Source organism: Novosphingobium sp. FSW06-99 (assembly GCF_001519065.1).
Lineage (GTDB): Bacteria > Pseudomonadota > Alphaproteobacteria > Sphingomonadales > Sphingomonadaceae > Novosphingobium.
Map to the genome: position 1 here is coordinate 404043 of NZ_KQ954254.1, position 22672 is coordinate 426714.

Annotated in this window: 24 protein-coding genes and 1 pseudogene; 9 read left to right on the forward strand and 16 right to left on the reverse strand. The window is 66.1% G+C overall.

Translation table 11 applies throughout. The annotated features are described in order from the left end of the window. Positions 1-80: 80 nt before the first annotated feature. From AQZ49_RS08675 to AQZ49_RS08700, 6 genes and pseudogenes are all read right to left on the reverse strand, one after another. Positions 81-1256 carry an acetyl-CoA C-acyltransferase gene (locus AQZ49_RS08675; protein ID WP_067614876.1) on the reverse strand — a complete coding sequence of 392 codons (1176 nt, stop codon included), beginning with the start codon at positions 1254-1256 and terminating at the stop codon, positions 81-83. 28 nt (positions 1257-1284) lie between these two features. Then, positions 1285-2865: a class I adenylate-forming enzyme family protein gene (locus AQZ49_RS08680; RefSeq protein ID WP_231739108.1), complete on the reverse strand. Its 1581-nt coding sequence runs from the start codon at positions 2863-2865 to the stop codon at positions 1285-1287. A 1-nt stretch (position 2866) separates the two neighbouring features. Continuing rightward, positions 2867-4102: pseudogene (locus tag AQZ49_RS08685) on the reverse strand (3-hydroxyacyl-CoA dehydrogenase NAD-binding domain-containing protein); the annotation flags it as partial. A 41-nt stretch (positions 4103-4143) separates the two neighbouring features. After that, positions 4144-5370 carry a serine hydrolase domain-containing protein gene (locus AQZ49_RS08690; protein WP_067614950.1) on the reverse strand — a complete coding sequence of 409 codons (1227 nt, stop codon included), beginning with the start codon at positions 5368-5370 and terminating at the stop codon, positions 4144-4146. A 38-nt stretch (positions 5371-5408) separates the two neighbouring features. After that, positions 5409-6227: a thioesterase family protein gene (locus tag AQZ49_RS08695; protein WP_067614951.1), complete on the reverse strand. Its 819-nt coding sequence runs from the start codon at positions 6225-6227 to the stop codon at positions 5409-5411. 113 nt (positions 6228-6340) lie between these two features. After that, positions 6341-6925 (reverse strand): TlpA family protein disulfide reductase, encoded by a 585-nt coding sequence (locus AQZ49_RS08700; protein ID WP_231739110.1) that lies wholly within the window; start codon positions 6923-6925, stop codon positions 6341-6343. Between the two features lie 25 nt (positions 6926-6950). On the opposite strand from AQZ49_RS08700, the gene argH reads away from it, so the two are divergent. The 4 genes from argH to AQZ49_RS08720 are packed head-to-tail and all read left to right on the forward strand — an operon-like array spanning position 6951 to position 10628. Next, entirely contained in the window at positions 6951-8327 is a 1377-nt protein-coding gene (gene argH / locus AQZ49_RS08705) for an argininosuccinate lyase (RefSeq protein WP_067614879.1), read from the forward strand. 1 nt (position 8328) lies between these two features. Beyond that, positions 8329-8580 carry an argininosuccinate lyase gene (locus AQZ49_RS08710; RefSeq protein ID WP_067614880.1) on the forward strand — a complete coding sequence of 84 codons (252 nt, stop codon included), beginning with the start codon at positions 8329-8331 and terminating at the stop codon, positions 8578-8580. A gap of 18 nt (positions 8581-8598) precedes the next feature. After that, the gene (lysA, locus tag AQZ49_RS08715; RefSeq protein ID WP_067614881.1) at positions 8599-9858 is read left to right on the forward strand and encodes a diaminopimelate decarboxylase; all 1260 of its coding nucleotides are present in this window, start codon (positions 8599-8601) and stop codon (positions 9856-9858) included. After that, positions 9855-10628, forward strand: coding sequence for a precorrin-2 dehydrogenase/sirohydrochlorin ferrochelatase family protein (locus AQZ49_RS08720; protein WP_067614882.1), 774 nt, complete (start codon positions 9855-9857; stop codon positions 10626-10628). The genes lysA and AQZ49_RS08720 overlap by 4 nt, the downstream gene beginning before the upstream one ends. Here AQZ49_RS08720 and AQZ49_RS08725 read toward each other — a convergent pair. Genes AQZ49_RS08725 through pyrE form a run of 9 tightly spaced genes read right to left on the reverse strand, consistent with a single transcriptional unit; the run spans position 10625 to position 16817 of the window. Then, positions 10625-11026, reverse strand: coding sequence for a PaaI family thioesterase (locus AQZ49_RS08725; protein WP_197410982.1), 402 nt, complete (start codon positions 11024-11026; stop codon positions 10625-10627). The genes AQZ49_RS08720 and AQZ49_RS08725 overlap by 4 nt on opposite strands. Beyond that, positions 11023-11511, reverse strand: a complete 489-nt coding sequence (locus AQZ49_RS08730) for a PaaI family thioesterase (protein ID WP_067614952.1) — start codon at positions 11509-11511, stop codon at positions 11023-11025. Before AQZ49_RS08730 ends, AQZ49_RS08725 begins: the two co-directional genes overlap by 4 nt. 39 nt (positions 11512-11550) lie before the next feature. Beyond that, positions 11551-12018 (reverse strand): Holliday junction resolvase RuvX, encoded by a 468-nt coding sequence (gene ruvX, locus AQZ49_RS08735; protein WP_067614884.1) that lies wholly within the window; start codon positions 12016-12018, stop codon positions 11551-11553. After that, complete coding sequence (locus AQZ49_RS08740; RefSeq protein ID WP_067614885.1) at positions 12015-13133, reverse strand: DUF3089 domain-containing protein; 1119 nt, start codon at positions 13131-13133, stop codon at positions 12015-12017. The genes ruvX and AQZ49_RS08740 overlap by 4 nt, the downstream gene beginning before the upstream one ends. A 4-nt stretch (positions 13134-13137) precedes the next feature. Next, positions 13138-14235, reverse strand: coding sequence for an AI-2E family transporter (locus tag AQZ49_RS08745; RefSeq protein ID WP_082701655.1), 1098 nt, complete (start codon positions 14233-14235; stop codon positions 13138-13140). Next, positions 14235-15089 carry a signal peptidase I gene (lepB, locus tag AQZ49_RS08750; protein WP_067614887.1) on the reverse strand — a complete coding sequence of 285 codons (855 nt, stop codon included), beginning with the start codon at positions 15087-15089 and terminating at the stop codon, positions 14235-14237. The genes AQZ49_RS08745 and lepB overlap by 1 nt, the downstream gene beginning before the upstream one ends. Continuing rightward, entirely contained in the window at positions 15086-15499 is a 414-nt protein-coding gene (acpS, locus tag AQZ49_RS08755; RefSeq protein ID WP_067614888.1) for a holo-ACP synthase, read from the reverse strand. The genes lepB and acpS overlap by 4 nt, the downstream gene beginning before the upstream one ends. Further along, the gene (locus AQZ49_RS08760; protein ID WP_067614889.1) at positions 15496-16239 is read right to left on the reverse strand and encodes a pyridoxine 5'-phosphate synthase; all 744 of its coding nucleotides are present in this window, start codon (positions 16237-16239) and stop codon (positions 15496-15498) included. The genes acpS and AQZ49_RS08760 overlap by 4 nt, the downstream gene beginning before the upstream one ends. Further along, positions 16236-16817, reverse strand: coding sequence for an orotate phosphoribosyltransferase (gene pyrE, locus AQZ49_RS08765; RefSeq protein ID WP_067614953.1), 582 nt, complete (start codon positions 16815-16817; stop codon positions 16236-16238). Before pyrE ends, AQZ49_RS08760 begins: the two co-directional genes overlap by 4 nt. Positions 16818-17109: 292 nt before the next feature. Between pyrE and coxB the strand changes: the two genes are divergently transcribed. The 3 genes from coxB to AQZ49_RS08780 all read left to right on the forward strand — a co-directional run bounded on the left by coxB (position 17110) and on the right by AQZ49_RS08780 (position 20896). Next, positions 17110-18105, forward strand: a complete 996-nt coding sequence (gene coxB, locus AQZ49_RS08770) for a cytochrome c oxidase subunit II (protein WP_067614890.1) — start codon at positions 17110-17112, stop codon at positions 18103-18105. A gap of 30 nt (positions 18106-18135) precedes the next feature. Beyond that, entirely contained in the window at positions 18136-19818 is a 1683-nt protein-coding gene (gene ctaD, locus AQZ49_RS08775; protein ID WP_067614891.1) for a cytochrome c oxidase subunit I, read from the forward strand. Positions 19819-19930: 112 nt separating this feature from the next. Next, entirely contained in the window at positions 19931-20896 is a 966-nt protein-coding gene (locus tag AQZ49_RS08780) for an alpha/beta fold hydrolase (protein WP_067614892.1), read from the forward strand. On the opposite strand, the gene AQZ49_RS08785 is transcribed toward AQZ49_RS08780, so the two are convergent. Beyond that, positions 20897-21418, reverse strand: coding sequence for a thioredoxin family protein (locus AQZ49_RS08785; protein WP_369819099.1), 522 nt, complete (start codon positions 21416-21418; stop codon positions 20897-20899). Between the two features lie 121 nt (positions 21419-21539). On the opposite strand from AQZ49_RS08785, the gene AQZ49_RS08790 reads away from it, so the two are divergent. Both AQZ49_RS08790 and AQZ49_RS08795 read left to right on the forward strand, forming a co-directional pair. Then, positions 21540-22466, forward strand: coding sequence for a heme o synthase (locus AQZ49_RS08790; RefSeq protein WP_067614955.1), 927 nt, complete (start codon positions 21540-21542; stop codon positions 22464-22466). Between the two features lie 3 nt (positions 22467-22469). Next, complete coding sequence (locus AQZ49_RS08795) at positions 22470-22670, forward strand: hypothetical protein (RefSeq protein WP_067614893.1); 201 nt, start codon at positions 22470-22472, stop codon at positions 22668-22670. Positions 22671-22672 lie beyond the last annotated feature (2 nt).

Genomic DNA, 22672 nt, shown 5'->3' on the forward strand with positions numbered 1-22672 from the left:
GATGCCTGCGCGTTGCGCGCTTTGGCGGGCTTCGCACACCCCTCCCCAACCCCTCCCCTGAGGGGAGGGGCTTTATAAAGTCAGAAGATTTCGAACAGGCCTGCGGCACCCATGCCGCCGCCCACGCACATCGTGACGACGGCGTGCTTGGCGCCGCGCCGTTTGCCTTCGAGCAGGGCGTGGATCGAACAGCGGGCGCCGGTCATGCCATAAGGGTGGCCGATCGAGATCGAGCCGCCGTTGACGTTGAGCAGTTCATCGGGGATGCCCAGCCGGTCGCGGCAATAGAGCACCTGCACGGCAAAGGCTTCGTTGAGTTCCCACAGACCGATGTCGGCGATGGTCAGGCCGAACCGGCTCAGCAGCTTGGGAATGGCATAGACCGGGCCGATGCCCATTTCGTCGGGTTCGGTGCCTGCGACGGCCATGCCGACATAGCGACCGAGCGGGGTCAGGCCCTTCTTGGCGGCGACGGCGGCTTCCATGATCACCACGGCGGCGGACCCGTCGGACAACTGGCTGGCGTTGCCGGCGGTGACGATCCCTTCGGGCAGCACGGTCTTGAGTGAGGCCAGGCCTTCGAGCGTGGTTTCGGGGCGGTTGCCTTCATCCTTGGTCAGGGTCACGTCGCGCATGCTGATTGCGCCGGTTTCCTTGTCCGCGACGGCCATCTTGGCGCTGACGGAGACGATTTCATCGGCAAACAGGTTGGCGGCCTGCGCGGCGGCGGTGCGCTGCTGCGACTGCAGGGCATAGGCGTCGCAGGCTTCGCGGCCGATGCCATAGCGTTTGCTGACCACTTCGGCGGTCTGCAGCATCGGCATATAGACCGCCTTGTGCATCGCCTGCAGTTCGGGATCGGGCTGCACGCGCATGTCCTTGGTCTGGACCAGGCTGATCGATTCCTGCCCGCCCGCAGCGACAATGTCCATGCGATCGAACACCACCTGTTTCGACGCGGTGGCGATCGTCATCAGCCCCGATGAGCACTGGCGATCCATCGACTGGCCCGCCACCGTCACCGGCAGCCCGGCGCGCAGCGCAACCTGCCGCGCGATATTGGGCGTTTGCGCGCCTTGCTGCAGCGCCGCGCCCCACACCACGTCATCGACTTCGCCGCCTTCGATGCCGGCGCGCTCGATCGCCGCGCGCAGGCTGTGGGCGCCCAGCGTGGCGCCGCCGGTGGCGTTGAAGGCGCCCTTGTAGGCGCGCCCGATCGGGGTCCGCGCCACTGCCACGATTACTGCATCACGCATGGTATGGTGTTCCTTCTTTTGCGAATTCTCAAGAAAAAGCGTGGGTTACCGGATTGCCGCCAAAGCGGTCGCGCAAACTTCGTTTCAGCACTTTGCCGATCGCGCTGCGCGGCAGTTCATCGACTACCGCAATCGCGCTGATCCGCTGGGTCTTGCCCAGATGCGCGTTGGCTTCGGCCAGGATCGCCGCCGGATCGGCGGTTGGATCGGCCAGCACGACCACCGCAAACGGGGTTTCGCCCCATTTGTCCGACGGCACGCCGATCACCGCCGCCTCGCGCACTGCGTTCTGGCAGGTCAGGTGTGCTTCAAGATCGGTGGGGAAGATGTTGAACCCCCCCGAAATGATCATGTCTTTCGACCGGTCCATCAAGATCAGGAAACCGTCTTCGTCGAACCGGCCCACATCGCCATGGCGGATATAGCGGCGACCTTCGGCATCGAACCATTCGACCTCGCGGGTCTTGGCATCCTGGCGGTGATAGCCGTTCATCATCACCGGCGAATGGCCGACGATCTCGCCCACTTCGCCCTGCGGCAGTTCGCGGCCATCTTCGTCGATGATCTTCATGATATGGCCGGGCGAGGGGCGCCCGACGGTGTGCAGCTTGTCGGGGAATTCGTGCGCGACCAGAATGGTCGAGGCGCCGCCTTCGGTCATGCCATAGGCATCGAGCAGCCCGCCCGGCCAGCGTTTGAGCACATCGGCCTTGAGCCAGGCCGGAAACGGCGCCGAAGTGCTTGATTTGAGCACATAGGACGACAAGTCGAAGCTGTCGAAATCGGGCAGTTCCATGATCCGGCGATATTGCACCGGCACCAGAATGGCATGGGTCACGCGTTCGGCCTGCGACAGTTCGAGAAACCGCCGCGCATCGAATTTGGCCATCAGCACGACTTTGCCGCCGCCGGTCAGCGCGGGGAAGAAACTGACCAGCGTGGTGTTCGAATAGAGCGGGGTGGAACTGATGATGCAGGTGTCGTCGCCATAGCCGCCCGACAGCGTGCGCCGGGCATATTCATGGCGCATCTTGTGGCTTTGCACGATGCCCTTGGGCGTGCCGGTGGTGCCCGACGAATAGATGATGTTGAACGGATCCTCGGGCGCGATATCGACCGGGGCGGCGCGCGTGCCGGCCGGCGGCAGCCACCCCGACAACGCGATCCCGGCATCGCTGTCATCGACCGCGATACGCAGGACATCGTCGGGAAACGGCAGGTCGGCAATCTTTTCCGCGATTGCCGCATCGAGGAACAGCACGCGCGCGGTGCTGTCGGCCAGCATCGCCATGACCGTGTCGCCCGCCGCCGACGATGTCAGCAGCGCCGCCGCCGCGCCCGCGCGCAAGATGCCGGTGAAGGCCAGCGCCGCCTCCACCGAATTGGTCGCGGCCAGTGCCACCGGGTCACCCGGCGCCACGCCCGCTGCCTGCAACGCGGCGGCCACCCGCTCGGTCAGATCGCCGAGCTCTGCCCAGCTTATCCGGTGGCGTTCGTCGGCCAGCGCGATGGCATCGCCGCGCCGGGCGGCATGCGCGGCCAGAATGGTGGGCAGCGGCAGGAACTCTGCCGCCACCACATCGGCGATGCTGATGGCGTGGGCGGCCATGTCAGTTGAACGTTTCGCCTGCCGCCGCCTTGGCGGCCAGCAACGGGGCGACCGGCTGGCCATGGCGGTTGAGCCCGTCGACCACGGTGGCCAGCCCGATATGGTCGGCCCAGTACATCGGCCCGCCGGTCCACGCCGGCCAGCCATAGCCGTTGAGCCACACCGTATCGATGTCACCCGCACGCTGGGCAATATGTTCGTCGAGGATCAACGCACCTTCGCTGATCATCGGATAGAGCAGGCGTTCGCGGATCTCGTCCTTGCCGATCGTGCGCTGGGGCTTGCCTTCCCTGGCGGCGAATTCGGCGATTATCGCGCTGACTTCGTCCGACGGCGTGCGCTGGCGGTTGTCGTCATAGTCGTAGAAGCCCTTCTTGGTCTTCTGCCCCCAGCGGCCCACCGCGCACAGCGCATCGCGCAAGGTTTCGATGCGCGCGGGATCGCGGTGCCAGCCGATATCGACCCCGGCCAGATCGGCCATCTGCCATGGCCCCATCGGAAAGCCGAATTCGAGCAGCGCCTCGTCGACATCCCAGTACTTGGCGCCTTCCATGATCAGCGCATGCGCGGCGGCCTGGCGCGGCGACAGCATGCGGTTGCCGATAAAGCCGTGGCACACGCCCGACACCACCGGGATCTTGCCGATCTTGACCGACAGCGCCATCACCGTTGCCAGTTCCGCCTTGCCGGTCGCCTTGCCGCGCACGACTTCGAGCAGTTTCATGACATTGGCGGGCGAAAAGAAATGCATGCCCAGCACCGAGGCCGGGCGGCCGGTCACCGCGCCGATCGCATCGACATCGAGATAGCTGGTGTTGCTGGCCAGGATCGCGCCGGGTTTGGCAATCGCATCGAGGCGGGTGAACACCTCGCGTTTGACATCCATGCTTTCATAGACGGCCTCGATCACCAGATCGGCGCTGGCCAGCGCGCCGAAATCGAGCGTCGGGGTCAACAGCGCGACCGCGCGTTCGGCATGCGCGGCGTCCATCTTGCCGCGCTTGACGGTGGCTTCGTAATTGCGGCGGATCGTGGCGACCCCCCGGTCGAGCGCGTCCTGGCTGGTTTCGACAATCGTCACCGGAATCCCGGCGGTCAGGAAATTCATGGTGATCCCGCCGCCCATCGTGCCCGCGCCGATCACGCCGACCGATGTGATGGGGATCAGCGGGGTGTCGGCGGGAATGTCGTCGATCGCGGCGGCGGCATGGCGGGCGGCTTCGATATGGTCGCGGGCGCCGGGGATCGGATCGGACATGGCAGTCTCCTTTGCAAGGGTCACGCGCGGCTCTCGCTCAGCGCCGCATAGATCAGGGTTTTCAGTTGCTCGCGGATGGGGAACACCACGCTCGGGAACACCTGGGTCAAAAACACCATCGACAGGCCTTCGACCGGGTCGATGAAGAACTTGGTCGAATGGATGCCGCTCCAGAAATATTCGCCGGCATTGCCCGGTGTCAGCGTGCGCACCGGATCGGTGGTGACGGCAAAGCCCAGGCCAAACCCGGTGCCCGCCTGCCGCGCATCGGCAAACAGCCCGCGCGCGATCTGCGGCAAATCGCCGGGGAGATGGTTGGCGGTCATCAGCCGCAGCGTCGCCGGGCTGATCAGCCGCACCCCGTCGCTGGCACCGCGCCCCACCAGCATGCGGCAGAACCGGTGATAATCGGCCATCGTCGAAACCAGCCCGCCACCGCCGCTTTCAAACCCGGGTTCGCGCAGCACGCTCGATTTTTCCGCCGGGTCAAACAGCTTTGGCGTGCCGCCGGGCACATGCATCCAGCCATCGGCCAGCCGCTGCGCCTTGTCCGCGGGGCAGTAGAACCCGGTATCGTCCATGCCCAGCGGGCCGAAGATATGCGTGCGCAGAAAGTCGCCGAGGCTCTGTCCCGACAGGCGGCTGATGATCACCCCCAGCACGTCGACCGACACCGAATAATGCCATGCCTCGCCGGGCTGAAACGCCAGCGGCAACTTGGCCAGCCCGGCAATGAAGGCATCGTTGCCGGCGAGGCTGGGATGCCCGTCGAGCCGCCCCTTGCGATAGGCGGCGTCGAGGTTGTCGCGGTTCTGGATGCCATAGGTCAGCCCCGAACGGTGGCTGAGCACATCGACCATGCGCATCGGCCGGGCACGCGGGCCGGGCACAAACGGCGCATCGCCGCCGCCGCCCGCATAGACCCGCAGATCGGCGAATTCGGGCACGACTTTGGTCACCGGATCGTCGAGCGCGACCAGCCCTTGTTCGACCAGCATCATGAACGCCACCGACACGATCGGCTTGGTCATCGAGGCCATGCGGCAGATCGTATCGGGCGCCCAGGGCGTGCCGTCGGCGCGCATGTGGCCCATCGTGGCCCGCCACACCGGCACGCCATCGCGCGCGATCAGCACGTCTGCGCCGGGAAAACGCCCCGGGCCGACATAATCGCGCTGAAGAAAATCCGCGATCCGCGCCAGCCGCGCAGGGTCAAAACCATGGTCGATCGGGTTTGCCAGTTCCAAGCTCTGCATCCTCTCCAGCCCCGTTGCGGGGTCTGTCATCATCCAAATATCGCCACCGACTGCAGGCCACGCATCACTTCGACCCCCTCGGTGTTCCACGCCCGCAGCGTTTCGCTGGAAAATCCGTCCGCCATGTGGTTCGACGCGGTTTCCAGCAGCCACCAGCCGTCGCGGGTGGTGATAGCATGGCCGAGCAATGTCAGCGACCAGTTGATCGAACTGATCGGGCCGCGTCGTTCCATCGCGCGCATCGATCCGGGCGGCAATGCATCGCCGATCGCGATCAATTCGGCCACCGGGTCAAGCCCGTCGCGGTCCCTCAGCCGCACCCAGCGGCGTACCACGGCGGATTGGCGGGGGCCTGCCGGATCGGCATGGCGCAAGTCCATGCGTTCGATAAAGGCGGGCGCATGGATATGTTCCCTGACCGGGCTGGCGTCTTCGGGCGGGGTGAACGCCTCCAGCCGGTCGGCGGCACGATGCCCGTTGCCAGGGCGCGCCGATCCGAACAGCCAGGTTGCGCGGTGGACCAGCGCATCGTCGCACCACAACGTGGTTTCGACATGGCTGACGCTCTTGCCGGTGCGCAGCATCGTGGCGCGTGCGGTCAGATCTTCGCCCACCGGGCCGATGAAACCGATCTGCGCCGCGCGCAGCGGGGGCAGATCGGGAAAGGCGCGCGTCGCAGCGATAAAGGCAATGAACGAGGACGCGCCGCCATACATCGTGCGCCCCTGCATCCAGCCCGCCGCGCCGTGGAGCGTGAAGCGATCGCCTGTCTGCTCCAGCCGTTCGGTCAGGTGTGTCAGCGTCAACGGCGCTGCCTGTTGTGCGTCCTGCTCCATCTGCGCGTGCATTCCCGACTCCATTTAACCGGTTGGTTAGGGGATTGGCGGGCGCTCGGAAAGGGGCTTTACGCACACGTAAACCCAACAATTTTGCAATGCGGCGCGCAACCGCGCGCTTTCCGTTACGGCATGGCGGGGGCGATCAGGCTCTGGCTGTCGGGCCCGGTCCAGTCGTGGGCGCCGACCATGCGCCAGACTTCGCGCCCTTGCGCATCGTAGAGCACGCTGGTCGGCAATTCGCCCGAATTGTAGAAGAACCCCAGCGTGTTGTCGGGGTCGAGCCAGGGGTGCAGGTGCCCGCTGCTGTGCGCCGCCAGCGCAGTGGCAACTTTGCCTGGCTGGCCCATGTCCTGCGACGCGGTGACGACCGTCAGGTGGCCGCTTTCGCGCGCAGCCAGCGCATCGAGCGTGGGCAGTTCCTTGACGCAGGGCCCGCACCAGGTCGCCCACAAGTTGATCAGCACCGGTTTGCCCTTCAGGCTCTGGATCGCCAGTTTGGCACCGCTGCCATCGGAGAGCGTCGCCTGCGGCATGGCCGAGCCCTTGTGGCTGCGGTCGATCTTGCCGACGAAGCCTTCGCCTGCGTCCGCAGCGGCGCTGTCGGTGGCGGCGGTGCTGGGCGGTTGCGCTGGCGCGCGCGGCTCTCTATCGCACGCGCTCAGGCACAACCCGGCCAGCGCAACGACCAGAGGCAGACGAAGAGACATGAGCGGCAATTCCGGTTCCAATCAGATGTGGGGCGGCAGGTTCGCGGCGGGGCCTTCGGCAATCATGCGCGAGATAAATGCCTCGATCCCGTTCGACAAGGCGCTGTGGGGGCAGGACATCGCCGCGTCAAAGGCGCATGTGGCGATGCTGGGCGCGCAAGGCATCGTTTCGGCGGCCGATGCGGCGACGATTGCCGCAGGGCTGGACCAGGTCGCGGCGGAATATGCCGCCAGTGGCGTGCCCGAAAACTGGGATCTGGAAGACATCCACATGACCACCGAAAGCCGCCTGGCCGAGCTGATCGGGCCGGTGGCGGGGCGGTTGCACACTGCGCGCAGCCGCAACGATCAGGTGGCCACCGATTTCCGGCTGTGGGTGCGTGATGCCATCGATCAGGCCGATGCCGGATTGCATGCGCTGCAAGTGGCGCTGGTGACTCGCGCGGGCGAACATGCCGCCTCGATCATGCCGGGCTTTACCCATCTGCAGACCGCGCAGCCGGTGACGCTGGGGCATCACTTGCTGGCCTATTACGAGATGATCCGGCGCGACCGGTCGCGGCTGGCCGATGCGCGGGTGCGGATGAACGAATGTCCGCTGGGCGCCGCCGCGCTGGCAGGCACCGGCTTTCCGATCGACCGGCAGGCCACGGCGGCGGCGCTCGGGTTCGACCGGCCCACCGCCAACAGCCTCGATTCGGTGTCGGACCGCGATTTCGCGCTCGATTTCCTGATGGCGGCGGCGCAGATTTCGCTGCACCTGTCGCGGCTGGCCGAAGAATTCATCATCTGGGCCAGCCAGCCCTTCGGGTTTGTCGTGTTGCCCGACAGCCTGTCGACCGGCAGTTCGATCATGCCGCAGAAAAAGAACCCCGATGCCGCCGAACTGGTGCGCGGCCATGCCGGGCGTATCGTCGGCAGCCTGACCGCGCTGATGATCACCATGAAGGGCCTGCCGCTGGCCTATTCGAAGGACATGCAGGACGACAAGCCGCCGGTGTTCGAGGCGGCCTCGCTGCTGGCGCTGTCGGTCGCGGCGATGACCGGGATGGTTGCCGAAGCCAAATTCCGCGAACCGCGCATGCGCGCGGCGGCCGAACTGGGCTATGCCACCGCCACCGATCTGGCCGACTGGCTGGTGCGTCAGGCCGATATCCCGTTTCGCGAGGCGCATCACATCACCGGCAGCGCGGTGCGGCTGGCCGAAAGCCGGGGCGTCGCGCTCGACCAGTTGCCGCTGGCCGACTTGCAGGCGATCGACCCGCGCGTGGACGAGCGGGTCTATGCCGCCCTGTCGGTCGAAGCCTCGGTGGCCGCGCGCGCCAGCCATGGCGGAACCGCGCCGTTGCAGGTACACCAGCGGGTGGCCGAGGCGCGTGCCGCGCTGGGGTTGGAGGACTGACATGCGTGTCCGCTCTACGCTGATTTTCGCTGGTCTGGCCGCGCTGGCGCTGGCCGGATGCGGCAATCGCCGCGTGCTCAAACCGCTGGCGGGCCATGCCTTGCCGCCGCCGTCCTATGGCAGCGGCTATCGCCCCAATGCCGACCAGTTGCTGAAAGAGCCAAGCCAGGCGCGGCCCGAACGCAATGTCGATGTGCGCGTCCGGTCCGAAGATCGCGCCGACGACCCCTACGACCTGCCCCCCGAACACTGATCCGAAAGACTGCATCGCGTGGACCATTTCGACTATTCCGACGGCGTGCTCCACGCCGAAGCCGTGGCCTTGCCGCGCCTGGCCGAAGCCGTGGGCACCCCGGTCTATGTCTATGCGCGCGCCACGCTGACCCGCCATGCGCGCGTGTTTCGCGATGCGCTGGCGGTGCTGCCTTCGGTGCAGATCGCCTTTGCGGTGAAATCGAACCCCAATCTGGCCGTGCTCAAAGTGCTGGCCGCCGAAGGCTATGGCGCCGATGTGGTTTCGGTGGGCGAACTGGAACGGGCGCTGGCCGCAGGGATGCCGCCCGAACGGATCGTCTTTTCGGGCGTCGGCAAGACCCAGGCCGAACTGACCCGCGCGCTGGAAGTCGGGATCGGCCAGTTCAATCTGGAAAGCGCCGAAGAAGGCCTGGAATTGGCCGAAATCGCGCGGGCACTGGGCCGCACGGCGTCGTGCGCGCTGCGCGTCAATCCCGATGTCGATGCCGGAACGCACGGCAAGATTTCCACCGGCAAGGCGGAAAACAAGTTTGGCGTGCCGTTTGACCGTGCCGCAGACATCTATGCCCGGCTGGCCGGCGAGCCCGGTCTGGCAATGCGCGGGCTGGCGCTGCATATCGGCAGTCAGTTGGCGCGGCTCGATCCGCTGGAGGCCGCCTTCACCAAAGTCGGCGGCCTGGTGCGCGCCATCCGTGCGGCGGGCCATGCGGTGACGCATATGGATCTGGGCGGCGGGGTCGGCGTGCCGTACAAGGCGGGCGAGGTGTTTCCGCAGCCGGCCGACTATGCCGCGATGGTGGCGCGGGTCACCGCCGACTGGGGCGTGACGCTGATGTTCGAGCCGGGCCGGGTGATCACCGGCAACACCGGGGTGCTGTTGACCCGGGTGATTCGTGTCAAGGACGGCGCCGGGCACCCGTGGGTGGTGGTCGATGCGGCAATGAACGATCTGGCGCGCCCGGCGATGTATGACGCCTGGCACGATTTCGCCGCCGTGACGCCCGACGGCACGCGGATGACCGCCAATATCGTCGGGCCGATCTGCGAATCGAGCGACACATTTGCGATGGCGCGCGATATCGACACGGTGGCGCGCGGCGATCTGGCGGTGTTCCGCACCGCCGGGGCCTATGGCGCGACAATGGCCAGCACCTACAATTCGCGCGCCATGGTGCCCGAAGTGATGGTCGATGGCGATCGCTGGGCGGTGGTTGCCGACCGGATTGCCCCGGCGACGATCCTGGCCGCCGAACGCGTGCCGGATTTTCTGGTGTGACGCTGCCCGCGCTGCCGCTGTTCCACCGTCTGGCGGGGCAACCGGTGGTCGTGCTGGGGCTTGGCGAGGCCGCGACGGCCAAGCGCCGGCTGGTCGAGCGCGCGGGTGCACTGGTGATCGACGATCTGGCGCTGGGCATCGACCAGGGCGCGCGGATTGCGTTTGTCGCGCATGACGATGAAACCGCCCTGCAGGCCGATGCGCTGCGCGCGCGTTGCGCCGGGTTGCTGGTGAATGTCGTCGACCGGCCCGACTTGTGCGATTTCACCACCCCGTCGCTGGTCGATCGCGCGCCGGTGCTGATCGCGGTGGGCACCGCCGGGGCCAGCGCGGGGCTGGCCAAGGCGCTGCGGCTGCGGATCGACGCGCTGTTGCCGCAAGGGCTGGGTGCGCTGGCCGAGGCGCTTTATGCCGCGCGTGCGGCCTTGCGCGCGCGCTGGCCCGATGCGGCGCTGCGGCGGCGCGGGCTCGATGCCGCGCTGGCACCGGGCGGCACGCTTGATCCCATGCGCGAACAGGCCGACGATGCCGTGGCGCGCTGGATCGACGGGGCCGCGCCCAATGCGACCGGGCGCCATGTCATCCACCTGACCAGTGCCGACCCCGAAGACCTGACATTGCGCCACGCGCGTCTGCTGGGCCACGCCGATGCGCTGATCATCGGCGCCGATGTACCACCCGCCATCCTGGCGCGCGCGCGCGCCGATGCCCTGCGGCTGGCACCGGGTGATCCGGAGCCCGACGGGATCGTCGTCGAGTTGCGGATTTAGGGTTTTTTTGGCGACAGCAGGAAATTCATCCAGCAGCTTGCCACCGGGCGGGTGCGGTCGGATTGCCAGGCCTCGATCCGCACATTGGCGACACGGCGGCCCGCCCGCACCACTTCGCCCCGCGCATAGAGCCGTTCGGGAAGCCCTGCGCGCAAGTATTCGGTGCTGATGTTGATCGGCTTGATCCGCACAGCGACACCCTGGCGTTCGAGTTCGGCGCTCAGCGCGGCAAACGCCGCCATTTCCAGCACGCCGCCGATTGCTCCGCCGTGAAAGAACCCGGGACGGCCCATCGCGCGTGGCGAAAAATCGATCGCGATCACTGGGCTGCCGTCATCGGTTCCGGCCAGTTCCATGCCCATCGCGCGGGCATAAGGGGGCAGTTCGGTGCTCTTCATTTCACCCACTCCTGCCCGTCGACCAGCATGAAGATGCCCGCCGCATGGGCGACCGGATCGGTGATGTCGCCGTCATGGGCAATCCCGCGCACAAACGCCATCGACCGGCGCACCTGATAGCATTCCGCGCGCGCGACGATCGATTTGCCCGGCGTTGCGGCGCGGGTGTAATCGATCCGCAAGTCCAGCGTCACTTGGGGGCTGAACCGGCCGACACGGGTCCACACCGACATCGAGGTGGCGTTGTCGAGCAGGCTGATGATCGGACCCGAAGCCAGCACACCGGTATCGGGATCACCGACCAGATCTTCGCGCCAGTCGAACCCCAGTTCGATCCAGATATCGCCATGGTCGCGATATTGCATGCCGATGAAACCGCTGTGGCCATTGGCATTCATGTGCGCGGTCCAGTCGCGCGGATTGAACCCGGCGGCGTTGATAAAACGGTCGAGCGGAGATTCTGGCGGGGATTGCGGATCATTCATCGCATCGTCCTGCATGGGCCGGTTGCGCAATGCAACCCTTCAGAACGCCGCCCCGGCCAGCGCGTCGATCGCGCCTTGCAGGATCAGCGCGGCGGCATGGGCATCGATGCGTTCGGCGCGGCGTGCGCGGCTCATGTCCTGATCGATCATCGCGCGGGTTGCGGCGACGGTCGACCAGCGTTCGTCCCACATCAGCGTCGGCAGGCCCAGATCGGCCAGATTGCGCGCCATGGCGCGCGCCGCCTGTGCGCGCGGGCTGTCGCTGCCATCCATGTTGAGCGGCAGGCCGATCACCAGCCCGCGCACGGCGCGCGCGGCGATCACCGCGGCAATCTCGGCCTTGTCGTCGCGGAACTTGCGCCGGATGATCGTCTTGGTCGGGCTGGCAAAGCGCCAGCCGGCATCGCACAGTGCCAGGCCGATCGTCTTGGTGCCGGGATCGAGCCCCATCAGCACGCCGCCTTCGGGCAATTCATCGCGGAACGGGCCGGTTGCCATGTGGATCATGATGCGTGGTGCTCCCGCCACCAGGTCGCCTCGCGCGTGGCCACATCGGCGCGCAAGGTGCGCCAGAACAGCGCGAAGTCATAGAATGTATAGTCGTTGCCGGGCAGGATGATATCGCCCAGCCGTGGTGGGCCGGTGACCAGCAGAATGCCGCGCGCAGGGTCGCAGCGCGCACCTTTGGAGGGCCACACGAGCGCGGGCAGGCGCAGTTCGTTGCCGGTGGCCAGGCTGCCCAGATTGGCGCTGTCGGGCGCATCGGCACTTTGCCCGCCGGTCAGCGGATTGGTGCACAGCGGCCGGTCGTCGGGATGGCGGCCATCGAGCGCGGGATAGTGCGAGGCCATGTTCAGGATCGCGCGCGGGTCGGCGGGATCGGCAAAGGTCATCCAGGCCATGATACAGCCGGTCTGGCCGGGGCGTGCGCAGGCGGCCATGCCGGTGCGCGGCAGATCGTGCGTGGGCGATACCGGCCAGCCCGCCAGATAGGCCGCGACCACGCGTGGGGCCAGTGCGGTGCCGTGCACCATGTCGCGCAGCAGATGCAGACCGATCAGTGCACCCTGGCCGTCGCCGACCAGCACGATCGGCGCGCCGGGCGGGATCTGGCGCACAAACACGCCAAACGCGGCGCGCGCGTCGCCTTCGGCAATCGCCAGAGCGGCGGGCGATTCCGCGCGATCGACCAGCAACGTGCCGAGCGCTGCCTGGCGATAACGCGGCGCCCATATCCCCGCCTGATCGTTGAACACGCTGGCCATCGACCGCACGGCAAGATCGGCCCGCATGCGCGAATCGGCGTGATCGAGCGGCGCGTTCCAGTGGTTGCGACCCATGAAGGTGGTCGGATGCAGAAAGAACACATAGGCCCGGCCCGCCGTGCCGTGCCCCACGCCGGGGGGCAGATAGCGCGCCGGATCGCGGGGGAGATCGGGCCGCGCGATCCACATCGCGGGGGCGTCATAGGCATCGGGTGGCAGCGCGGGCAGCGTTTCGAATGCCACGCGCGGGGCCATCCGCCGGGCCTCCACCAATGGCCAGGTCAGGTGCCCGACGACCACCGCAATCACGGTCATGACGATCATCAGCAGGCCGAACCCGGCCACGGTGCGCGTCACCGCCTCAATCCTCTCCGGATCGGGGCGCGGCGGGGGCGTTGGCCAGATTGCGCCGCGCCTGACGTTCCAGCGCGATCTTGACCATGGCCACCAGCGGATCGGCAAGCATCAGGCCCAGCAGGCCGAACAGCACGCCAAAGATCAACTGCGCGCCCAGCACCAGCGCCGGGGCCAGATCGGCGGTGCGTTTGGCGACCATCGGGACGACCACGTTGCCATCGACCAGTTGCACCAGCGCATAGACCACGATGCAATAGATCCCGCTGTGCGCCCCGGCCGAAAAGCCCACCAGGATCATCAGACTGCCCGAAATCGGCGCACCGATATTGGGCAGAAACGCCAGCAGCCCGGTCAACAGGCCCAGCAGTGCGGCCATCGGCACCCCCCACGCCGACAGCAGCAGCCAGGTCGCCAGCCCTTCCGACGCCATGCCGATCAGCCGCCCGAACAGCAGCCGCCGCAACGAACGGCCCATCACTTGCGCGGTGCCGTGCCAGTCCTGACGGCTGCGCGCGGGCAGCAGCCAGGCCACCCCGCGCTGATAGAGATCGGGCTCAGCCGCGAAATAGATGCCCAGTATGACGATCAGAAAGGCCGTGGTGAACCCGCCCAGCAGCCCGCCCACCGCGCGCGTGAACTGGCCCATGCCACCGGCAAGCTGTTCGGCAACACGCCCGGTCAGCGCGGGAATATCGATCGTGCGCGACAGCAGGCCATGCGCGCGCGCCAGATCGCTCAATCGCTGTGCCTCGGTGCGGACCAGTTCGGGAAAGGCGGCGGCCTGCGCGGCGATCTGGTTGCCCGCAAACAGCACCAGCCACACCAGAAAGGCGACCGCGCCCAGCAGCACCAGCGCGATGCGCAACCCGCGCGGCACAAACGGGATGACGCGCGCCAGCAGCCGTTGGCCGCCATCGATCATCGCGGCAAACACGATCCCGCCAAAGATCACCATCAACGGCTGTGCCAGATAGACCGCCAGCATGACCAGCGCGGCAATGCCGATCCACACCAGTGCGCGCTTGGCCTCGGTCCGCACCAGACCGTCGCGGATATCGGTCGGGCCGGTCGCTTGCGGTTCTGCGGCGTCCAGCCCGTCCATCAATGCCTCTGTCCGACAATCATCGGTCGCAATCTGGTCCATGCGCGCCCGGATCGCAAGGCATTCCACCAGCTTAGCGGATTCCACGTCTCGCTGCCGTCGAGCGAAAAGGTGATGAATTCGGCGCGCCCGCCGATGCTTGACAGCGGCACCGGGCCGCCCAGGCCGTTGCTTTCGATCGGTGCGCGGCTGTCGGCCGAATTGTCGCGGTTGTCCCCCATCAGAAAGACATGGCCGGCGGGCACACGGATTTCGGGATAGTGGTCGAGCGGTTCGTCGCGGTGGTCGATGATGCGATATGTCGCACCATTGGGCATCGTCTCGCGATAAATCGGCAATTCGCAATAGCCCCGCCCGTCGGGCCCGCGAAAGCGCAGCCCCGGAAAATCGTCGGGGTCGCACGGCTGGTTTGCGTCGATCGGCAGGATCAGCGGTGCCTGCGGCACTTGTGGCACGGGCTTGCCATTCAGCACGATCTGCCCGCCGACCACCGCGATGCGATCGCCCGGCAGGGCCACCACCCGCTTGATATAATCCTCGTCGCGGTTGGGCGGCACGGCGATGACGATGTCGCCATATTCGGGCGTGGCCGGAAACAGCCGCACATGCGAACGCGGCAACACGTGGAACGAGGCTGATACCCACGACCAGCCATAAGGGTATTTCGACACCACCAGCCGGTCGCCCACCAGCAGGTTGGGCATCATCGAAATCGACGGAATATAGAACGGTTTGGCCACCAGCGAATGAAACGTGATGACCGCGGCCAGCATCAGCACCAGCCCGCGCAGTTCAACCAGCCAGTCGGGGCCGGTCTGTTCGCGGGGGGTGGCGGGCGGGGTGGGGTCGGTCATGCCGGGGTTGCGATCGCGCGTGCCTCGATCACCACAAAGGCCTGTGCCCAGGGGTGGTCGTCGGTCAGCGTCAGATGCACCACCGCTTCGTATCCGGGCGGGGTGATCGCCGCCAGCCGCGCGGCCGCGCCGCCGGTCAGCGCCAGCGTCGGCGCGCCGGACGGGGCGTTGATCACGCCGATATCCTTCATGAACACGCCCGCGCGAAACCCGGTGCCGACCGCTTTGGAATAGGCTTCCTTGGCGGCGAACCGCTTGGCCAGCGTGCCGGCGCGGGTGAGTGGGCGACGCGCGGCCTTTGCGCGTTCGGCAGCGGTGAACACCCGCGCTTCAAACCGTTCGCCAAACCGGTCGAGCGAGGCCTGGATCCGCTCGATGTTGCACAAGTCCGATCCCAGTCCGATGATCACCGCGCCAGATCCATCAGTTCGCGCATCCGCCGCACCGCATCGGCCAGCCCTGTAAAGATGGCCTCGCCGATCAGGTAATGCCCGATGTTGAGTTCGGCCAATTGCGGGATCGCCGCGATCGGCTGCACATTGTCATACGTCAGCCCGTGCCCGGCATGGGGCTCGATACCGTTGCGCGCGGCCAGCGCGGCCATGTCGGCAATCCGTTTCAATTCGACCGCGCGCGCTGCGCCGGTGGCATGGGCATATTCGCCGGTGTGCAGTTCGACCACCGGCGCGCCGAGCCGTATTGCCGCCTCGATCTGGCGCGCCTCGGGGGCGATGAACAGGCTGACGCGGATGCCCGCTTCGCCCAGCCGCGTGATGATCGGGGCCAGCCGGTTGTGTTGCCCGGCCGCATCGAGCCCGCCTTCGGTGGTGCGTTCCTCGCGCCGTTCGGGCACGATGCACGCGGCGTGGGGACGGTGCTTCAACGCAAAGGCGACCATTTCCTCGGTCGCCGCCATTTCGAAATTCAGCGGCAGATCGGTGGCGGCCTGGATGCGCGCAATATCGTCGTCGCGGATATGGCGGCGATCTTCGCGCAAATGCGCGGTGATCCCGTCACCGCCGACGCTGGCGACGATTTCGGCCGCACGCACCGGATCGGGATGGTCGCCGCCGCGCGCGTTGCGCACGGTCGCGACATGGTCGATGTTGACCCCCAGCCGCAGCCGGGGCGGGCCGCCGGGCACGGTCATGCGGCGCGGCTGCCCGGCTTGATCGCGGGCGTGGTGGCAAGCTCGGCCGGCACCTCTTCGGGGGCGTATGTCGGAAAGCTGAGCGTGATCAGGGGGTGGAACGGCACGCCCAGATCGGCGCTGCCCGCCGAACGGTCGACCAGTGCGGCCGCCGCGATGACCACCCCGCCCGCGGCCTCGACCGCGCGAATCGCCTCGCGGCTCGACAGGCCGGTGGTCACCACGTCTTCGACCAGCAGCACGCGCTCGCCCGGTTGCAGGGCAAAGCCCCGGCGCAGTTCGAACGTGCCGGTCGGGCGCTCGACGAACATCGCCTCGACGCCCAGCGCGCGGCCCATTTCATGCCCGATGATCACCCCGCCCATCGCCGGCGAGACCACTTTCTGGATCTGCTGGCGCAATTCGCGCGGAAACGAGGCGGCCAGTGCCGAGGCCAGCCGGGTGGCGCGCATCGGGTCCATCAACACGCGTGCGCATTGCAGGTAATGCGCGCTGTGGCGGCCCGAAGACAGCAGGAAATGCCCTTCGAGCAGGGCCCCGCTGGCGCGGAATTCGGAAAGGATTTCGCTGTCTTGCATGGGTATCCGGTCGCTGGTGGCAGTCTGCCCGCACGTGCGGGCGGGGTGCATTGCGGGCAAATGGCGCGAGCGCGCGGCGGGGGCAAGCCTTTTTAGCCAATTCGCGCAGGTTCGCGGCGGGGCCAGAGGGGCAGTTGTGGCGCAGTTGCGCGTCACAAGGGTGAAAAAATGCACCCGCGGGCGCTTGAGCCCCCTGTGAAACACGCATATAGCGCCCAGCATAAACCTGTATAAGTTGGGTAGTGCCAGGTTGTGTTTGACCGGGCGCAAGAAGGGATCGGATCGTTCGACGATGAGGATAGCCGAAATTTCCCGTGCCGTAACAAAGGCCTTGTTCGCGGTCGGGCTGGCCGCTGGAATGGTCCTTGCGCCGTCACTGTCGCTGGCACAGACGGCGGCGCCTGCTGCCGCAACAGTCGCGGCGCCTGCACCTGCCGCATCACCTGCACCCGTCGCGTCGACGGCAGCTGCGGATGCCTATGTGCCGATGCGGCCGACCCCCGGCAAAGGCCAGCCGATTCCCGGTGCGATCGGTTTTCAGGACCAGTATTCGCCGATCGGCAAGGAAGCGCTGCGCATGCACGATGCGCTGTTGATGCCGATCATCACGGTGGTGTCGCTGCTGGTGCTGTTCCTGCTGATCTATGTGGTGGGGCGGTTCAACCGTCGTGCCAACCCGGTCGCATCGAAGACCAGCCACAACACCGTGATCGAAGTGGTCTGGACGTTGCTGCCGGTGCTGATCCTGGTGGTCATCGCGGTGCCGTCGATCCGTCTGCTCGCCCACCAGTACAAGGCCCCGCCCAAGGGCGCGCTGACCGTCAAGGTTACCGGCTATCAGTGGTACTGGGGCTATACTTATCCCGACAACGGCGGGTTCGAGGTGATCTCGAACATCCTGCCCCCCGGCGAAGCGACCAAGCACGGCGAACAGGAACAACTGGCGGTGGACAACCGCATGGTGGTTCCCGCGGGCGAAGATATCCGCCTGCAGACGACCGGATCGGACGTGATCCATTCCTTCTCTGTGCCGTCGCTGTGGTTCAAGCTTGACGCCGTGCCCGGCCGGATCAACGAGAAAGTGCTGCATATCGATGAGCCCGGCGTCTATTACGGGCAGTGCACGGAACTGTGCGGCGTTCGCCACGGCTATATGCCGATCGTGGTCGAAGCGTTGCCGCGTCCCAAATTCGAAGCCTGGGTAAAGGCCCAGGGCGGCACTGTCGGGGCGCCTGCCTCGGCCACGCCGAAGACTGCCGCCGCGGCTCCTGCCAAAACCGGCGCCTGACACCCATTCCCAATCGAGGGTCGTAGTTCCATGGCCACTATTCCTGCTGACCACGAAGGCTTCGATGCGCACGGTCACGATGCGCACGACCACAAGCCGAGCTTTTTCGCGCGCTGGTTCATGTCCACCAATCACAAGGACATCGGCACGCTCTATCTGATCTTCGCGATTTTTGCGGGCGTGGTCGGCGGTGCCGTTTCGGGCATCATGCGCGCCGAACTGGCCCATCCGGGCATCCAGTACCTTGGCCACGTGGCCGCGTTTCTGGGCGAAAAGAACCCCAGCTTTGACCAGCAGCTTCACTTGTGGAACGTGCTGATCACCGCGCACGGTCTGATCATGGTGTTCTTCATGGTCATGCCTGCGCTGATCGGCGGGTTTGGCAACTGGTTTGTGCCGATCATGATCGGCGCGCCCGACATGGCCTTTCCGCGCATGAACAACATCTCGTTCTGGCTGACCTTTGTCGGGTTCTGTTCGCTGATGATGTCGGCGTTCGTGCCGGGCGGGGTGGGCAATGGCGCGGGTACCGGCTGGACGGTCTATGCCCCGCTGTCGACCAACGGGTCGCCCGGGCCGGCGGTCGATTTCGCGATCTTCTCGCTCCACCTGGCGGGCGCGGGTTCGATCCTGGGCGCGATCAACTTCATCACCACCATCTTCAACATGCGCGCGCCGGGGATGACCCTGCACAAGATGCCGCTGTTCGTGTGGTCAGTGCTGGTCACCGCGTTCCTGTTGCTGCTGGCGCTGCCGGTGCTGGCGGCGGCGATCACCATGCTGATCACCGACCGCAATTTCGGCACGACCTTCTTCGATCCGGCCGGTGGCGGTGATCCGATCCTGTACCAGCATCTGTTCTGGTTCTTCGGTCACCCCGAAGTCTATATCATGATCCTGCCCGGTTTCGGGATCATCAGCCAGATCATCTCGACGTTCTCGAAAAAGCCGGTGTTCGGCTATCTGGGCATGGCCTATGCCATGGTCGCGATCGGCGTGGTCGGCTTTGTCGTGTGGGCGCACCACATGTATGTCACCGGTCTCGATGTCGACACCAAGATGTACTTCACCGCCGCAACCATGGTCATCGCGGTGCCCACGGGCATCAAGATCTTTTCGTGGATCGCGACGATGTGGGGCGGTTCGATCGAATTCAAATCGCCGATGGTCTGGGCGATCGGGTTCATCTTTCTGTTCACCATCGGTGGTGTGACCGGGGTGGTGCTGTCGAACGGCGGCATCGACGACAACCTGCATGGCACCTATTACGTGGTGGCGCATTTCCACTATGTGCTGTCGCTTGGCGCGGTGACCTCGCTGTTTGCCGGGTTCTACTACTGGTTTCCCAAGATGAGCGGCCGCTGGCACAGCGAATTCCTGTCGAACCTGCAGTTCGCGTTCTTCTTCGTCGGCGTGAACCTGCTGTTCTTTCCGATGCATTTCCTCGGGTTGCAGGGCATGCCGCGCCGCTATCCCGATTATGCCCCGGCGTTTGAACATTGGAACACGCTGGCCACCGACGGCTATATGATCATGTCGGTCAGCATCGTGATCTTCTTTATCAACATCGCCTATGCGTTCACGTTCGGCCGCAAGGCAGAGGCCAATTGCTGGGGTGAAGGCGCCACGACGCTGGAGTGGACGCTGTCCTCGCCGCCGCCGTTCCACCAGTTCGAAACCCTGCCGGTGATCGACACTGCCGCCGCGCACTGATCGCATCATCATTGTCATGCGCGACGCCCCGGCCGCAACGCCGGGGCGTTTTGCGTTTGCAGGCCCGGATCGGCGTGTTAAGTGATCGCTTAAATCAAACAGGGAGCGGACGATGCCGGAATTGCGGCGAATCGATCTGGGGCATATTGCCTTGCGCGTGGCGATTGAAGGGCAGGGCCCGCTGGTCATCATGGTCCACGGTTTTCCCGAAAGCTGGTATTCGTGGCGCCATCAGATCGGCCCTGTCGCGGCGGCAGGCTTTACGGTCGCGGCGATCGACGTGCGCGGCTATGGCGGGTCGGACAAGCCGCACGATGTGGCCGCCTATGCCATGGAACAGATCGTCGGCGATCTGGTCGCGCTAAAGGCCGCGCTGTCGCCCGATGCCCCGGCAATCCTGGTCGGCCACGACTGGGGCGCGCCGATCGTGTGGAATTCGGCGTTTGTCCATCCCGACCTGTTTCGCGCCGTGGCTGGGCTGTCGGTGCCGTTCACCGGCGCCCCATCGCGCCCGTTTACCGAAGTGTTTCGCGAAAAGTTCACTGCCAAGGGGCTGTTTTTCTATCAGGAATACTTTCAGCAGCCAGGCCGGGCCGAGGCTGAGCTTGAAGCCGACATCCGCCGTTTCCTGACGCTGTTTCTGACCTCGATCGGCGGGGAAGCGCCCGACGGCGCCTGGCCGGTCAAGCCGGTCGATGCCTTGCTGCTTGATGGCCTGCGTGCACCTGCGGCGTTGCCCGCCTGGCTGACCGAGGCCGATCTCGACTATTACACCGGCGAATTCACGCGCTCGGGCCTGCGTGGTCCGCTCAATCGCTATCGCAACCACGAGGCCGACTACGCCTGGCTGTCACCCTTGGCCGGGCGCAAGCTGGAACAACGCGCGCTCTATATTGGCGGCACGCGCGATCCGGCCAGCACGCTGTTCGGCCAGATCACCGACCCGGTGGCGATGATGCGCCACTTTGCCCCCCGCGTCGAAGGGCACATGCTGGCAGGATGCGGCCACTGGACCCAGCAGGAACGCCCGGACGAAGTCAACCGCCTGTTGCTTGGCTGGCTGGCCAGTCTCGACTGATCAGCCGACCCAGCTCGCCAGCCAGTCGGCCAGCGCCTGCGGCGACATCGACCGTGCATCGGCAAGCGCGGCGGTGTGCCCCTGGTTGATCAGCTTGTTGCTGTGCGGTTCGACCACCAACACCGACGGCACGCCCTGCAGGCGCCCGGTGATGCCATAGCGCGCCGCGATCTGCCCGTTCTTGTCGAACCGGCCGACATCCACCGTTACCACTTCGTAGTGGGCCTCGACAAACGCCTTGAGCCGGGGGGTTTCGATCGTTCCGGCCAGAATACGGCAATCGAGGCACCAGTTGCCGCCCAGATCGATCAGCAGCAGCTTGTGACCGGCAATCGCCCGCTGGCGCGCCTCGGTCACCGCGCGGTCGGCATCGGCATGGGTGTCATAGGGCAGCGGCAAAGGTTGGGCCAACTGGTCAAAGCTGGCCACGCCGACTTGCGGTGCGTGAACGGCGGCAGCGGCGGGAACAGCAGACAGCATCGCGGCGGCGGCCATCACGCAAAAGGTGCCAAACGGGCGCATCAGGGGAAAACTCCATCGATCGGATTGGGTTATGTTGGCGCGCTGCTCGGAAATTGCAACCACCTGTGCACACCGCTTTCGCTTTCCCTGCGCCGCGCGGGGGCTTATAGGCCCGCAGATCATGTCGACTGTCCAGCCATCCCCGATCGTTGCGCCAATGACCGCCGAATGGCGCGATTTTTTTGCGCTGACCAAACCGCGCGTGATGACGCTGGTGATCTTTACCGGGCTGTGCGGGTTGCTGGCCGCGCCGGGGCATGTGCATCCGGTGCTGGGCTTTACCGCGATCTTGTGCATCGCGGTGGCGGCGGGCGGTGCCGCCGCGCTCAACATGTGGTGGGAAGCCGATATCGACGCGGGCATGAAGCGCACGCGCCACCGGCCTTTGCCTGCCGGACGGATGGACCCGATTTCGGCGCGCGATTTCGGGGTTGCCCTGTCGTGCGGTGCGGTGATCACCATGGCGCTGGCGATCGGCTGGCTGGCCGCGGGCATTCTGGCGCTGTCGATCTTCTATTACGCGTGGATCTATACCGTCTGGCTGAAACCGCGCACGCCGCAGAACATCGTCATCGGCGGAGGGGCGGGCGCGTTTCCGCCGCTGATCGGGTGGATTGCGGTTACCGGGCACATCACGTTGATGCCGGTGCTGCTGTTCCTGATCATCTTTTTGTGGACGCCGCCGCACTTCTGGGCACTCGCGCTGTTTGTGCAGATCGATTATTCGAATGTCGGTATTCCGATGATGCCGGTGGTCGCGGGGGAACGTTCGACCCGCCATCAGATCCTGGGCTATGCCGTGGTGTTGCTGCCGCTGACGCTGTTGCCGTGGTGGCTGGGCTATACGGGGCGGATCTATGGCCTGTCGGCGCTCGGCCTCGGTCTTGGCTTCCTTGCGCTGTCGGCGCATGTCGGGTTGCGGCGGCCGCTGCCTGCCGATGATGCGATGACGCCGGAAAAGCGCCTGTTCAAATATTCCATTCTCTATCTGTTTGTTCTGTTTGGCATGCTGGTGGTCGACCACCTCGCCACCACGGCCGGAGCCTGATCGATGACACAGCCGATGACCCCGACCGAACTGGCCGCATTTCGCGCCCGGCAGAAATCGCGTTCGCGCGCGCTGGCGCTGGTCCTCGGTGCGCTGGTCGTGCTGTTTTTCGTGATCTCGCTGGTCAAGATCAAGAACGCGGCGGATCTGCGCCACCAGATGGCGATGACGCCACCCGCCGCCGAACCGACGGACTCGCACTGACC

What these genes read in the sequence shown, in the direction of transcription:
- AQZ49_RS08780 (WP_067614892.1), top strand. Translation starts at nt 19,931, where the DNA reads ATGCCGGAATTGCGGCGAATCGATCTGGGGCATATTGCCTTGCGCGTG.
- lepB (WP_067614887.1), bottom strand. Translation starts at nt 15,089, where the DNA reads ATGACCGACCCCACCCCGCCCGCCACCCCCCGCGAACAGACCGGCCCC.
- AQZ49_RS08785 (WP_369819099.1), bottom strand. Translation starts at nt 21,418, where the DNA reads ATGCGCCCGTTTGGCACCTTTTGCGTGATGGCCGCCGCCGCGATGCTG.
- AQZ49_RS08790 (WP_067614955.1), top strand. Translation starts at nt 21,540, where the DNA reads ATGTCGACTGTCCAGCCATCCCCGATCGTTGCGCCAATGACCGCCGAA.
- AQZ49_RS08695 (WP_067614951.1), bottom strand. Translation starts at nt 6,227, where the DNA reads ATGCACGCGCAGATGGAGCAGGACGCACAACAGGCAGCGCCGTTGACG.
- coxB (WP_067614890.1), top strand. Translation starts at nt 17,110, where the DNA reads ATGAGGATAGCCGAAATTTCCCGTGCCGTAACAAAGGCCTTGTTCGCG.
- pyrE (WP_067614953.1), bottom strand. Translation starts at nt 16,817, where the DNA reads ATGCAAGACAGCGAAATCCTTTCCGAATTCCGCGCCAGCGGGGCCCTG.
- AQZ49_RS08760 (WP_067614889.1), bottom strand. Translation starts at nt 16,239, where the DNA reads ATGACCGTGCCCGGCGGCCCGCCCCGGCTGCGGCTGGGGGTCAACATC.
- AQZ49_RS08710 (WP_067614880.1), top strand. Translation starts at nt 8,329, where the DNA reads ATGCGTGTCCGCTCTACGCTGATTTTCGCTGGTCTGGCCGCGCTGGCG.
- AQZ49_RS08730 (WP_067614952.1), bottom strand. Translation starts at nt 11,511, where the DNA reads ATGAATGATCCGCAATCCCCGCCAGAATCTCCGCTCGACCGTTTTATC.
- AQZ49_RS08680 (WP_231739108.1), bottom strand. Translation starts at nt 2,865, where the DNA reads ATGGCCGCCCACGCCATCAGCATCGCCGATGTGGTGGCGGCAGAGTTC.
- ctaD (WP_067614891.1), top strand. Translation starts at nt 18,136, where the DNA reads ATGGCCACTATTCCTGCTGACCACGAAGGCTTCGATGCGCACGGTCAC.
- argH (WP_067614879.1), top strand. Translation starts at nt 6,951, where the DNA reads ATGTGGGGCGGCAGGTTCGCGGCGGGGCCTTCGGCAATCATGCGCGAG.
- AQZ49_RS08675 (WP_067614876.1), bottom strand. Translation starts at nt 1,256, where the DNA reads ATGCGTGATGCAGTAATCGTGGCAGTGGCGCGGACCCCGATCGGGCGC.
- AQZ49_RS08700 (WP_231739110.1), bottom strand. Translation starts at nt 6,925, where the DNA reads ATGTCTCTTCGTCTGCCTCTGGTCGTTGCGCTGGCCGGGTTGTGCCTG.
- ruvX (WP_067614884.1), bottom strand. Translation starts at nt 12,018, where the DNA reads ATGATCCACATGGCAACCGGCCCGTTCCGCGATGAATTGCCCGAAGGC.
- AQZ49_RS08725 (WP_197410982.1), bottom strand. Translation starts at nt 11,026, where the DNA reads ATGAAGAGCACCGAACTGCCCCCTTATGCCCGCGCGATGGGCATGGAA.
- AQZ49_RS08795 (WP_067614893.1), top strand. Translation starts at nt 22,470, where the DNA reads ATGACACAGCCGATGACCCCGACCGAACTGGCCGCATTTCGCGCCCGG.
- AQZ49_RS08745 (WP_082701655.1), bottom strand. Translation starts at nt 14,235, where the DNA reads ATGGACGGGCTGGACGCCGCAGAACCGCAAGCGACCGGCCCGACCGAT.